Origin of the sequence: Streptomyces sp. Tue6028, assembly GCF_002300165.1 — a bacterium.
GTDB classification, from domain to species: domain Bacteria; phylum Actinomycetota; class Actinomycetes; order Streptomycetales; family Streptomycetaceae; genus Streptomyces; species Streptomyces siamensis.
Genome location: NZ_MLCE01000036.1, coordinates 79,918 through 93,102 on the forward strand (window position 1 = coordinate 79,918; position 13,185 = coordinate 93,102).

9 protein-coding genes are annotated in these 13,185 nt (G+C 71.3%); 8 read left to right on the forward strand and 1 reads right to left on the reverse strand.

Features of this window, described 5'->3' with window-relative positions:
• Nucleotides 1-4 precede the first annotated feature (4 nt).
• The 5 genes from BKI49_RS33150 to BKI49_RS33170 are packed head-to-tail and all read left to right on the forward strand — an operon-like array spanning nt 5 to nt 8,300.
• Nucleotides 5-985, forward strand: a complete 981-nt coding sequence (locus tag BKI49_RS33150) for a carbohydrate ABC transporter permease (RefSeq protein WP_345656717.1) — start codon at nt 5-7, stop codon at nt 983-985.
• Entirely contained in the window at nt 982-1,887 is a 906-nt protein-coding gene (locus tag BKI49_RS33155) for a carbohydrate ABC transporter permease (RefSeq protein ID WP_095938000.1), read from the forward strand. The genes BKI49_RS33150 and BKI49_RS33155 overlap by 4 nt, the downstream gene beginning before the upstream one ends.
• Before the next feature lie 33 nt (nt 1,888-1,920).
• The gene (locus tag BKI49_RS33160) at nt 1,921-3,168 is read left to right on the forward strand and encodes a glycoside hydrolase 5 family protein (RefSeq protein ID WP_095938001.1); all 1,248 of its coding nucleotides are present in this window, start codon (nt 1,921-1,923) and stop codon (nt 3,166-3,168) included.
• Nucleotides 3,169-3,222: 54 nt separating this feature from the next.
• Entirely contained in the window at nt 3,223-5,253 is a 2,031-nt protein-coding gene (locus BKI49_RS33165) for an endo-beta-N-acetylglucosaminidase (protein WP_095938002.1), read from the forward strand.
• Between the two features lie 29 nt (nt 5,254-5,282).
• Nucleotides 5,283-8,300, forward strand: a complete 3,018-nt coding sequence (locus tag BKI49_RS33170; RefSeq protein ID WP_095938003.1) for an alpha-mannosidase — start codon at nt 5,283-5,285, stop codon at nt 8,298-8,300.
• A gap of 365 nt (nt 8,301-8,665) precedes the next feature.
• Here the strand turns inward: BKI49_RS33170 and BKI49_RS33175 are convergent, their stop codons facing one another.
• Nucleotides 8,666-9,397, reverse strand: coding sequence for a FadR/GntR family transcriptional regulator (locus BKI49_RS33175; protein WP_179332662.1), 732 nt, complete (start codon nt 9,395-9,397; stop codon nt 8,666-8,668).
• Between the two features lie 194 nt (nt 9,398-9,591).
• Between BKI49_RS33175 and BKI49_RS33180 the strand changes: the two genes are divergently transcribed.
• From BKI49_RS33180 to BKI49_RS33190, 3 genes are read left to right on the forward strand one after another with little or no spacing between them, the layout of a single operon-like run.
• The gene (locus tag BKI49_RS33180; RefSeq protein WP_095938004.1) at nt 9,592-10,671 is read left to right on the forward strand and encodes a sugar ABC transporter substrate-binding protein; all 1,080 of its coding nucleotides are present in this window, start codon (nt 9,592-9,594) and stop codon (nt 10,669-10,671) included.
• Nucleotides 10,668-12,161, forward strand: a complete 1,494-nt coding sequence (locus BKI49_RS33185) for a sugar ABC transporter ATP-binding protein (RefSeq protein ID WP_095938005.1) — start codon at nt 10,668-10,670, stop codon at nt 12,159-12,161. The genes BKI49_RS33180 and BKI49_RS33185 overlap by 4 nt, the downstream gene beginning before the upstream one ends.
• The gene (locus BKI49_RS33190) at nt 12,154-13,179 is read left to right on the forward strand and encodes an ABC transporter permease (RefSeq protein WP_095938006.1); all 1,026 of its coding nucleotides are present in this window, start codon (nt 12,154-12,156) and stop codon (nt 13,177-13,179) included. Before BKI49_RS33185 ends, BKI49_RS33190 begins: the two co-directional genes overlap by 8 nt.
• The last annotated feature ends 6 nt before the right edge of the window (nt 13,180-13,185 follow it).

Below are 13,185 nucleotides of genomic sequence, written 5' to 3' on the forward strand. Positions count from 1 at the left end.
AGGCATGGCGAGTCCCTCCAGTACCGCACGGGTGCCGCGCTCCGCAGCGCGGGGGCGGCACCCCGGCTCCGCGACCCGCGAGCAGGGCCCCGGCGCGCCCCGGCCCGGCTCCCGGGTGAGGCGTCAACTGCCCACCAGCCCCTGGCTGTTCGCAGCTCCTGGAATCCTGGTCGTCGGCGTCTTCATCCTCTACCCCTTCGTCTCCACCCTGGTGAACGCCTTCACCGACCGCCGGACCCTGATGCCCGGCGAGTACGTGGGCCTGGCCAACTTCCGGGAGCTGCTGCACGACGAGATGTTCTGGACCGGGCTGCGCAACAGCACGCTGTACGTCCTCGGGGTCGTCCCCGCGCTCGTCCTGCTGCCGCTGCTGCTCGCCCTGCTCGTCCAGAAGAACATCCCCGGCATCACCTTCTTCCGGTCGGCCTTCTACACGCCGGTGGTCGCGTCCATCGTCGTGGTCGGCCTCATCTGGGTGTGGCTCCTGGACGAACGCGGCCTGGTGAACGCGCTGCTGGAGGCGATCGGCGTCGGCAAGGTCGGCTTCCTCAGCGACCAGTGGCTGCTCCTGCTGAGTGCCATGGCCGTCACGGTCTGGAGGGGCCTCGGCTACTACATGATCATTTACCTGGCGGCGCTCGCGAACGTCCCGCGGGAACTGCACGAGGCCGCCCAGGTGGACGGCGCGGGCGCCGTGCGCCGCTTCTTCACCGTCACCGTACCCGCCGTCCGCTCCACCATGGTGCTGGTCGCCGCGCTCTCCTCGGTCTCCGCCTTCAAGGTGTTCTCCGAGGTCTACCTGATGGCGGGACCCGACGGCGGCCCGGCGGGCGAGGACACCACCCTCGTGATGCTCGTGCAGCGCACCGGCACCGGGCTGACCGGCCGGGTCGGCTACGCCTCCGCCATCTCGGTCGTCGTCTTCCTCGTCACCGTCGTCCTGATGCTGCTGGTGCTGCGCGCCGACCGGAAGGAGGAGACGTGAGCGTCACCGAGAAGGCACCACCCGCCGAGACACCCGCCACGGCCCGCGCGCCCCGGCTCCGCGACGAGCACGGCCGGCGCATCCGGGTGTGGGAACTCGTCCTGCGCTACGCGCTGTTGCTCGGTGTCCTGGCCCTCACCGTGGGCCCGTTCCTGTGGCAGCTGTCCACCTCGCTCAAGGGCCCGCACGAGGACATCTTCAGCTCCCCGCCACGGTTCCTGCCGGGCGATCCGACCCTGCACAACTACCAGCGCGTCGCCGACACCATCCCCGTGTGGGACTACGCCCTCAACTCGCTGAAGGTGGCGGCGGCCAACGTGGTGACCAACTGCGTGGGCTCCGCACTCGCCGGGTACGCCCTCGCCCGGCTGCGCTACCGCGGCCGCAGACTCGCCACCCTGGTCTTCGTCCTCGCCATGCTCGTGCCGGCGGAAAGCATCATCATCGCCCAGTTCACGACCATGCGGGAGCTGGGCCTCAACAACACGCTGATCGGTGTCGTGCTGCCCGGCTGCATCGGAGCGATGAACGTCCTGCTGATGCGCAACGCCTTCCTCAACCTCCCCTACGAGATCGAGGAGGCCGCCTTCGTCGACGGCGCGAACGCCTGGCAGCGCTTCCTCAGGATCGCGCTCCCGTCGGTGAAGGGCACCCTCGCCGTGGTCGCGATCTTCGCCTTCATGGGTGCCTGGGACGACTTCCTGTGGCCGCTGATCGTGCTCAGCGACCCGTCGAAGTTCACCCTGACCATCGGACTCAACTATCTGCACGGCACCTTCGCCAACGACGAACGGCTCGTCGCCGCGGGCACCATCATCGCCGTCGCACCCCTGATCGCCCTCTTCGCCTGCCTCCAGCGCTACTTCTTCCGCGGTGTGGGCGAGGGCGCCGTCAAGGGCTGACCTCCCGTACCACCGATTCCGCAAGGACCCCGCATGCCCCCTGCCGTGCGCTTCGGCGTCAACTACACCCCCAGCGAGGGGTGGTTCCACCACTGGCTCGACTTCGACCTCGACTCCGTACGCGCCGATCTCGACTCGATCGCCGCGCTCGGTCTCGACCACATCCGGGTCTTCCCGCTGTGGCCCCTCTTCCAGCCCAACCGGACGCTGATCCGGCCGCGTGCCGTCGAACAACTCGTCGCGCTCGCCGACGCGGCGGCCGAGCGCGGACTCGACGTCAACGTGGACGGACTGCAAGGACACCTGTCGAGCTTCGACTTCCTGCCGGCGTGGACGCAGACCTGGCACCGGCGGAACATCTTCACCGACCCGGACGTGGTCGAGGCCCAGGCGGAGTACCTGCGCACCCTGGCCGCCGCACTCGCGGACCGGACCAACTTCATCGGGATGACGATCGGCAACGAGGTCAACCAGTTCGCGGCCGGCCCCCACCCCGACCCCGACCGGATCACCTCCGAGCAGGCCGGCCACTGGCTGGACCGGCTGCTCACCGCCTGCTCCGACGGAGCTCCCGGCAAGCTCCACCTGCACGCCTCGTACGACGCCGCCTGGTACCAGGACGACCAGCCGTTCACCCCCGCGCACTCGGCACGGCTCGGCGCGGTCACCGCCGTGCACTCGTGGGTGTTCAACGGCACGGCGCAGCGCCACGGGCGTACGGGTGTCGCCACCGAGCACCACGCCGCCTACCTCATCGAGCTGTCCAAGGCCTGGGCCGACGACCCGCACCGCCCCGTCTGGCTCCAGGAGGTCGGCGCGCCCGCCCCGCTGATCCCCGCCGAACACGCCGCGGCCTTCACCGAGGCCACCGTCGCGCACGCCCTCGACTGCCCCGGACTGTGGGGCGTCACCTGGTGGTGCTCGCACGACGTCAGCCGCGGCCTCGCCGACTTCCCCGAACTCGAGTACAGCCTCGGCCTGCTGACCAACGACCGGCGTACCAAACCCGCCGGCGAGAGCATCGCCCGGATCGTCAAGGAACAGCGCCCGGAGGCACCCGCGCCGCGCACCACCGCGCTGGTCGTCGACACCACACCGGGCCGTTCGGTCTGCGCGCCCGGCGGCCCCGTCTTCGAGGCCTTCGCCCGGCTGACCGCCGACGGGGCGAGGCCCACCACCGTGCTCGCGGGCCGCGCCGCCGACGCGGAACACCTCGCGGCGCGGGGCATCACCGAGGTCGTCACCCCGGACCAGGTCGTTCCGGACCAGGTCACGCGGTGACCGTGGCACCACCGCAAGCACCGTAGTCCGTCCCCCAACGATACGGAGCACACAGTGAACCTCAGCAGACGCACCGTTCTGCTCACCGCGGCCGGCGCCGCGACAGGACTCGTGCCGGGCCTGTCCGGCACGGCGACCGCGGCGCCCCGCGGCGCCGCGGCGACGGCCGCCGCCCGGGACCTCCAGCCCTACGCGTCCTACTGGTACCCCGACTCACTGCCGTCGGGCACCCCGGGCAACGGAATCACCTGGCGCAGCCTCAAGGCATGGCGCGCGGACAGCGACGCCGACCTGGCCTTCAACGCCGCGTCCGTGCCGCTCGCCGCGCGCTTCACCCCGACCCCGGCGAACACCACGGCCCGCTCCGGCCAGGCACGCATCCAGTCCCTGGTCTCCTTCGGGCCCACGTCGGCCAACCCCTCGCAGGGCTCGGCCGACGCCGACTACTACGCCCTCACCCACTGGGCGTACATCGACGAACTCGTCTTCTGGGGCGGCTCCTCGGGCGAGGGCCTGATCCTCGCGCCCAACGCGCCGATCGTGGACGCGGCCCACCGGCACGGGGTTCCCGTCCTCGGCAACGTCTTCCTGCCGCCCGTCGCCTACGGCGGACAACTCCAGTGGACCCGCGACCTGGTGCAGAAGGACGCGAACGGCCGCTACCCGCTGGCCGCGCAACTGGTCGCCGTCGCCGCGGCGTACGGCTTCGACGGCTGGTTCGTCAACGCCGAGACCGGCGGCGGGAACACGGCGCTGGCCACCGGCATGCTCGGCTTCCTGCGCGAACTGAAGTCCCTCGGCGCCGCCAGGGGACAGCGCGTCACCTGGTACGACGCCATGACCCTGAACGGCTCGGTGAGCTGGCAGGGCGCGCTGAACAACCAGAACAAGACCTTCTTCCAGGCCGCGGACTCGATGTTCGTGGACTTCCGCTGGTCCGCCGGCAGCCTGGCCTCCTCCGGGACGACCGCGCAGCAACTCGGCCGCAGCCGCTACGAACTGTGGGCCGGCGTCGACGTCGAGGCGAGCGGCACCGCCGCGTCCGTGAACTGGGACGCCATCGTGCCGGCCGACAAGGCGCACGTCACCTCCATCGGCTTCTACCGGCCCGAGTGGACCCGCAACCACCTCCCCGCGAACCGCACGCCCGGCGACTTCCACGCCGCCGACGACCTGTTCTGGACCGGTGCCTCGCTCGACCCCGCCAGGCCGGACACCCATGCCGCCTGGCGCGCCCCGGCCGTCTCCGTCGCCGATCGCTCCACCGTCACCTCCGTCCCGTTCGCCACCTCCTTCAACACCGGCCACGGCCTGAAGTGGTACGAGGACGGAAAGGTCACCTCGGGCTCCGCCTGGAACCATCTGGGCCTCCAGGACCGGCTGCCCTCCCGCCGCTGGGTGGTGCGGACCACCGGCCGCCGCCCCGCCGTCACCTTCGACTTCGCGGACGCCTGGCGGGGCGGCAGCAGCGTCCTGGTCGCCGGCAGCCCGGACGCGCCCACCACGCTGGACCTGTACGCCACGCGGCTGCCGATCGGTCCGGACACGGTGGTCGAGGTGACCCACCGCACGGAGGCGGGAAGTCCCGCCCTGGAACTGGCCGTCGCCACCGCGGAACCGGGCACCGCGGGCGGCGCGCCCCCGTACACGTATCTCCCGCTGCCGGTGACCCCCGGCGGCGGCTGGCAGACCTCCACCGTGCGGCTCACCGGCCTGTCGGGCACCGTCCGGGCGCTCGGGGTCCGGATGACCGGCGGCGGAGCGGTCCGCTGGCGCCTCGGCGCCCTCGCCGTCCGGGACGCGCCGGTGACCCCCGCCGCACCGGCCGGCCTGCGCGTCACCGACGCCGACGGAGGCAGCCTGCGCCTCGCCTGGCAGGGCGCCCCCGGACCCGTACGCCACTACGAGCTGTACCGGATCCTCCCCGACGGCACGCGCCGCTTCCTCGGCGGCACCTGTCAGCGCGCGTTCCACGTCGGCGGTCTCGCACCCGAACAGGGCGAGACGGCCGCGCGGTTCGAACTGCGCGCGGTGGGGGAGCTGTTCACCGTCTCCACCGCAGCCACGACCACCCACACCTGGTAGCCCGCACCCTCACCTCACGGAGCACTCTCATGCATGACGACCGCACCCTGGTCGAAGCCCGCCTCAAGCGCGTCCTGGACGAGCGCATACGTCCCGCCGTGTACCCCGAGTCCGTACCGCTGGACGTGGCCGTGTGGCACGCGCCGGGAGAGCCGGTACCGGTCGCCGAGGGAATCGCGGCGAGCGTGGAGCCGATCGAGGCGGGCGCGCGCTGGGGTGCTCCGTGGGGCACCAGCTGGTTCCGCGTCACCGGGACCGTCCCCCGGGCGTGGGCCGGCCGGACCGTCGAGGCGCTGCTGGACCTCGGCTTCGACGAGAACATGCCCGGCTTCCAGTGCGAGGGACTCGTCTACCGGCCCGACGGCACTCCCGTGAAGGGCCTGAACCCGCGCAACCAGTGGGTACGCATCGGCGCGCCCGTCGAGGGCGGGGAGGAGGTCCGGCTGCACGTCGAGGCCGCCTCCAACCCGGTCATCCTCGACTACCACCCCTTCCTGCCCACCCAGCTCGGCGACAAGGAGACGGCCGGCAGCGAACCGCAGTACCGTCTGGAGCGCATGGACCTCGCGGTCTTCGACGAGACCGTCTGGCAGCTCGTCGTCGACCTGGAGGTCCTCGGCGAGCTGATGGCCGAACTGCCCCTGGAGTCCGCCCGGCGCTGGGACCTCCTGCGCGCCGTGGAGCGGGCCCTGGACGCGCTCGACCTCCAGGACGTCGGCGGCACGGCGGCCGCGGCACGCGAGCGGCTGAGCGACGTGCTGTCCACGCCTGCCGCGCCCTCCGCCCACCGCATCAGCGCCGTCGGGCACGCGCACATCGACTCCGCCTGGCTGTGGCCGCTGCGCGAGACCGTCCGCAAGGTCGCCCGGACGACCTCCAACATGACCGCGCTGCTGGAGGACGAGCCGGACTTCGTCTTCGCCATGTCCCAGGCCCAGCAGTGGGCCTGGGTGAAGGAACACCGGCCCGAGGTGTGGGCCCGGGTCAAGAAGGCCGTGGCCGACGGGCGTTTCGTACCCGCCGGCGGCATGTGGGTCGAGTCCGACACGAACATGCCCGGTTCGGAGGCGATGGCCCGTCAGTTCGTGCACGGCAAGCGGTTCTTCCTCGACGAGTTCGGCGTCGAGAACGACGAGGCCTGGCTGCCCGACACCTTCGGCTTCGCCGCCGGTCTCCCGCAGATCATCAAGGCGGCCGGCTCCAAGTGGCTGCTCACACAGAAGATCTCCTGGTCGCAGACCAACAAGTTCCCGCACCACACCTTCCAGTGGGAGGGCATCGACGGCACCCGCATCTTCACGCACTTCCCGCCCGTCGACACCTACAACTGCTCCATGAAGGGCAGCGAGATCGCCCACGCGGCGGCCAACTTCAAGGACAAGGGCGTGGCCCGGCACTCCCTCGCGCCCACCGGCTGGGGCGACGGGGGCGGTGGCACCACGCGCGAGATGGTCGCCAAGGCGGCCCGGCTGCGTGACCTCGAAGGCTCCGCCACCGTGGTGTGGGAGACGCCCGGGGAGTTCTTCACCAAGGCCGCCGCCGAGTACCCCAACGCCCCCGTGTGGGTCGGTGAGTTGTACCTCGAACTGCACCGCGCCACGCTCACCAGCCAGGCCGGCACCAAGCAGGGCAACCGGCGCAGCGAACACCTGCTGCGGGAGGCCGAGCTGTGGGCGGCGACCGCGGCCGTACGGACCGGGCTGCCCTACCCGTACGAGGCGCTGGACCGGATCTGGAAGACGGTGCTGCTCCACCAGTTCCACGACATCCTGCCGGGGTCGTCCATCGCCTGGGTGCACCGGGAGGCGCGCGCCACCTACCGCCGCGTCGCCGAGGAGCTGGACGGCATCATCGACGTCGCCCAGCGCGCCCTCGCCGGTGAGGGCGCGACCGACCTGGTGTTCAACTCCGCCCCGCACGGCCGGGACGGGGTCCCCGCGGGTGGCGCCCGTACGCCGCGGATCGAGGGTGTCGCCGCGCTCGCCCCGCGCGTCCAGGGCGGCTACGTCCTGGACAACGGCCTGCTGCGCGTCGAGATCGACGGCCGGGGACTCGTCGTCTCCGCGTACGACCTCACCGCCGACCGCGAGACGATCGCGCCCGGAACCGCCGCGAACCTCCTCCAGCTGCACCCCGACTTCCCGAACATGTGGGACGCCTGGGACGTCGACGAGTTCTACCGCAACACGGTCACCGACCTGGTCGGCACGGACGAGATCACGCCCGGTGAGGACGGCGTGTCCGTCCGGATCGTACGGTCCTTCGGCGCGTCGCGGGTCACCCAGGTGCTCTCGCTCGCGGCCGGCGAGCCCCGCCTCGGCATCGACACCGAGGTCGACTGGCACGAGACGGAGAAGTTCCTGAAGCTCGCCTTCCCGCTCGACGTGCACGCCGAACGGTACGCGTCCGAGACCCAGTTCGGGCACTTCCACCGGCCCACGCACACCAACACCTCGTGGGAGGCCGCCAAGTTCGAGGCGTGCAACCACCGGTTCGTGCACATCGAGGAGCCCGGCTGGGGCGTCGCCCTGGTGAACGACTCCACGTACGGCCACGACGTCACCCGGACCGTGCGCGACACCGACGGGGGCACGACCACCACGGTGCGTGTCTCGCTGCTGCGGGCCCCGCGCTTCCCCGACCCCGAGACCGACCAGGGCGTGCACCGCTTCCGGCACGCCCTCGTGCCGGGCGCCGGGATCGGCGACGCGGTGCGCGAGGGCTGGCGGATCAACCTGCCGGAGCGGCGGGTGAGCGGCGCGCACGAGGTCGCGCCGCTGGTGAGCGTCGAGCAGGACGCGGTCGTCGTGACCGCCGTCAAGCTGGCCGACGACGGGACGGGCGACGTCGTCGTCCGCTTCCACGAATCGCGCGGCGGTCGCACCCGGGCCACGCTCACCCCGGGCTTCGAGGTCGCGACCGTCACGGTCACCGACCTTCTGGAGCGGCCGCTGGCCGACGCGACGGAACCGGGCCGCGACGGCGACCGGATCACCGTCCCGCTGCGCCCCTTCGAGCTGGTGACGCTCAGGCTGCGGCGCGCCTGAGCGGGGACGGGGACGCTCTGACGTGACGGCGACGCCCTGACGTGACGGGGGGGGGCCGCCGCACCGTGACACGGCTGCGGCGGGCCCTCCCCGTACGTCCCTGATGGGGGATCCGTGGCCGGATCACGTCCGGATCAGGTCCGGATCAAGTCCGGGTCGGGCCGAGGTGCGGGGCGCTGGGCGGGCATCCCGGTCCCGAGGGGCGGACGTGCGCGGTCACAGCGGGCACCTCGGTCCGCCGCAGCGGGCACCTCGGTCCGTGGTCGGCGGATGCGCGGGCTGCGGGGTTCGAGCAGGGCGTCCCGGCCCGGAGCGCACGGAGGCGCGAGCCTCCGGGAGAGCTCCCGGGCGGCGAACAGGGCTCGCTACGTGGCGAGTTGGCTGCGCAGCCACTCCTCGACCTCGCCCACGTGGGCGGCCGCCGCCGCCCGGGCCGCCTCCGGGTCGTGGGCCACCAGGGCGCGGTGGATCGCCGCGTGTTCGCGCCGGGTCCGCTCGAACGCGCCCTCCTCCTGGTAGCCGCGCCAGACACGGGCCCGGAAGGTGCGGGAGGACAGACCTTCCAGGATCGCCGCCATCGTCTCGTTGCCCGCGGCCATCGCGATGGCACGGTGGAACGCGAGGTCGTGGGCGATGATCTCCTCAGGGTCGTCCGTCGCGTTCATCGCCGCCAGATGCTCCTCCACCTCGGCGAGCTGGTCCGGCGTGATGCGGGCCGCGGCGAGAGCGGTCGCCGTCGACTCCAGGATGCGGCGGACTTCCAGGAGTTCGACCAGCCGCGGCCCCCGGGACAGATCGGCCACCACGCCGAAGGTCTCCAGCAGGTCCCCGGCCTCCAGCTGCGTGACGTAGATGCCCGAGCCGTGCCGTGCCTCCAGGACACCGAGGACGGTGAGCGCCCGGATCGCCTCGCGCATGGAGCTGCGTGAGATGCCGAGCTGCGCCGCGAGGTCCCGCTCGGTCGGCAGCCGCTGGCCCGGTTCGAGGCGGCCCTCGCCGATCATCGCCTTGATCCGCTCGATGGCGCGCTGCGTCACGGTGCCCTTCTGCGGGGGCGACTCGGCCGACTCCGTCTCCTTGGCCAGGGTCTCGTCCACGCCACATCCTCCTGTTGCCGGGTGCGCCGCAGTCTAACCAGCCATGTGGTCCGACCACTACGGCTGGAAACCGTGAAAATCTGGCGACGGAGGGTGTTGTGACCCCGAAGTGGTCTGATAAATATTCGTCCCGGCTGGAAGAGGGACCTCCGGCCACGCATCCTGCTCGATCACGCTCGATGAGGAGCCGTCAGATGGCCGGCAGAACTGTGCGGAACAGGCGAACCCCGTCGCGAGCGGCACGTGCGGCGCTCGCGGCAACCTGCGCGACCCTCGTGCTCGCGGCATGCGGCAGTACCAAGGACACCGCCGCCTCGGGCGGAGGAGGAGGAGGCGACGGCACCGGCAAGGTCGGGGTGATCCTGCCCCTGCTGACCTCGCCGTTCTGGCAGTCGTACAACGACTACGTCCCCAAGATGGCGAAGTCCGAGGACGTGGACGCGCTCAAGACCGTCAACTCCAACAGCGATCCCTCGCAGCAGATCACCGACATCAACAACCAGCTGAACCAGGGCGTGAAGGGCCTCGTCGTGGCCCCCCTGGACAGTGCCGCGATCGCCGCCGGACTCGACCAGGCCGAACGCAAGGGCGTCCCGGTGGTCGCCGTGGACGTGGCACCTGACAAGGGCAAGGTCGCCATGGTCGTACGCGCCGACAACGTCGCGTACGGGGAGAAGGCCTGCGAGTACCTCGGCAAGCAGGTCGGGTCCGGCAAGGTCGTGCAGATCATGGGCGACCTCGCCTCCGTGAACGGCCGCGACCGCTCCGAGGCGTTCCGCAGCTGCGTCAAGAAGAACTACCCGAAACTGAAGGTCCTGGAGATCCCCGCCAAGTGGGAGTCGGACACCGCGGCCTCCAAGCTGGACACCCTGCTCAACGCCAACCCCGACATCAAGGGCATCTACATGCAGGCCGGCGGCGTCTACCTCGCGCCGACCCTGCAGACCCTCAAGTCCAAGGGGATGCTGAAGAAGGCGGGCGAGGCGGGCCACATCACGATCGTCTCCAACGACGGCATCCCGCAGGAGTTCGACGCCATCCGCAAGGGCCAGATCGACGCCACCGTCTCCCAGCCCGCCGACGCCTACGCCAAGTACGGCATGTACTACATCAAGGCGGCGATGCAGGGGAAGACGTTCCAGCCGGGCCCGACGGACCACGACTCGGAGATCGTCAAGCTGCCCAGCGGCATCCTGGAGGACCAGCTGCCCGCCCCGCTGGTGACCAAGGACAACGTCGACGACCCCAAGCTGTGGGGCAACACGGTCAAATGAGTACACCACTGGTCGAGGCGCGGGGGATCGTCAAGCGGTACGGACCCACCGTCGCACTCCAAGACGGCCGGCTCACCGTCCTTCCCGGTGAGTCGCACGCCCTCGTCGGCCGCAACGGCGCGGGCAAGTCCACCCTGGTCACCGTGCTCACCGGACTCCAGGCCGCCGACGAGGGCACCGTCCACTTCGACGGTGAGCCCGCGCCCGCCCTCGCCGACCGGGACGCCTGGCGCCGCAAGGTGGCATGCGTCTATCAGCGGCCCACCGTCGTCCCCGAACTGACGGTCGCCGAGAACCTCTTCATCAACCGGCAGCCGACCGGCAGGGGAGGTCTCATCAGCTGGCGCCGGCTGAAGACCGAGGCGGCCGAGGTCCTCGACACCTGGGACGTGCACGTCGACCCGGACGCGCGGACCGCCGACCTCAAGGTCGAGGACCGTCAAATGGTCGAGATCGCACGGGCGTTGAGCTTTGGCGCCCGGTTCATCGTGCTCGACGAACCGACCGCCCAGCTCGACAACCGGGAGATCGACCGGCTGTTCACCCGGATGCGGGCGCTCCAGGAGTCGGGGGTGACCTTCCTGTTCATCTCGCACCACCTCCAGGAGGTGTACGAGGTGTGCCAGACGGTCACGGTCCTGCGCGACGCCCGCTGGATCACCACCGCGCCGGTCGCCGAACTCCCGCGCCCGGCCCTGGTGGAGGCCATGGCGGGCGAGTCGATCGCCGAACGCCGGGTCGCGGACCGGACGGTGGCCGCGGACGCGCCGGTGATCCTCGACGTCGAGGGCCTCACCTCGGGCGCCTACGAGGACATCGACCTCACCGTCCGCCGCGGCGAGGTCCTCGGCCTAGCCGGCTCCAGCGGCAGCGGCAAGATCGAGCTCGCCGAGTCCCTCGCCGGACTGCACACCCCGACCGGCGGAACCGCGCGGCTGGACGGCGAGCGCCTGCCGTTCGGCGACGTCCAGGCCGCGCTGCGGGCGGGCGTCGGCTGCGTGCCGCGCGACCGCCACGACCAGGGGCTCGTCTCCTCCATGAACGTCGGCGACAACACCACCATGACCGTCCTCGGACGGCTCGGACGCCACGGATTCATCGGCACCGACCGCAGGCGCACCTTCGCCGCCGACCTCATCGAGCGCCTCGACATCCACACCGAGGGCCCGGAGCAGCCCGTCTCCGACCTCTCCGGAGGCAACGCGCAGAAGGTCGTGATGGCCCGCGCCCTCGCCACGGACCCGCGTCTGCTCGTCCTCATCAACCCCACCGCGGGCGTCGACGTGAAGTCCAAGGAGTCCCTGCTGTCACGCATGGACAGCGCCCGGGAGGACGGCACGGCCGTGCTCGTCGTCTCCGACGAACTCGACGATCTGCGCCGCTGCGACCGCGTCCTCGTCCTTTTCCACGGCCGCGTCGTCGCCGAGCACCCCGCCGGCTGGCACGACCACGAGCTCATCGCCTCCATCGAAGGAGTGGACCATGGCTGACACCAAGGCCCCGCCGCTCACCCCCCTCCGGGCCCCGGACCCGCGTGCCGCCAAGACGATGCTGCTCCGCCGCGCCCGCGAACTCGCCCTCGTACCAGCCCTGTTGCTGCTCATGGTGCTCGGAGCGTTCGTCAACGACTCCTTCCTCACCGAGCGCAACCTCATCTCGATCCTCGGCGCGTCGGCGGCCCTCGCCATGGTCGTGCTCGCCGAGTCCCTCGTGCTCATCACCGGCAAGTTCGACCTGTCGCTGGAGTCCGTCGTCGGCATCGCGCCCGCAGTCGGCGCGCTGCTCGTCCTGCCCGCGGCCCAGTCCGGCTGGGGCACCGAACTCCCCGCGGCGCTCGCCCTTCTCGCGATCCTCCTGGTGGGCGCGGCCATCGGCGCCTTCAACGGCATCCTCGTCGTGAAATTCAAGCTCAACGCCTTCATCGTGACCCTCGCCATGCTGATCATCCTGCGCGGGCTGCTGGTCGGCGCGACCAAGGGCAAGACGCTGTTCGGCATGCCCGACGCGTTTTTCTCGCTGGCCACCACCACCTTCCTGCGCGTCCCGATGTCCGTGTGGCTGGCCGCCGTCGCCTTCGGTGTCGCGGGCCTGGTCCTCAAGTACCACCGTGTCGGCCGCGCCCTGTACGCGATCGGCGGCAACGCGGACGCCGCCCGCGCGGCCGGCATCCGCGTCGAGCGCGTCATGCTCGGCGTGTTCGTCGTCGCGGGAGTCCTCGCCTCGGTCGGCGGGATCATGCAGACCGGCTACGTCGGGGCGATCAGCGCCAACCAGGGCAACAACATGATCTTCACCGTGTTCGCGGCGGCGGTCATCGGCGGCATCAGCCTGGACGGCGGCAAGGGCACCATGTTCGGCGCCCTGACCGGCGTCCTGCTGCTCGGCGTCGTGCAGAACCTGCTCACGCTCGCCCAGGTGCCGTCCTTCTGGATCCAGGCCATCTACGGCGGGATCATCCTGGTCGCCCTCATGATCGCCCGCGTGACGACGGGCCGCGCCCAGGACTGACCCCCG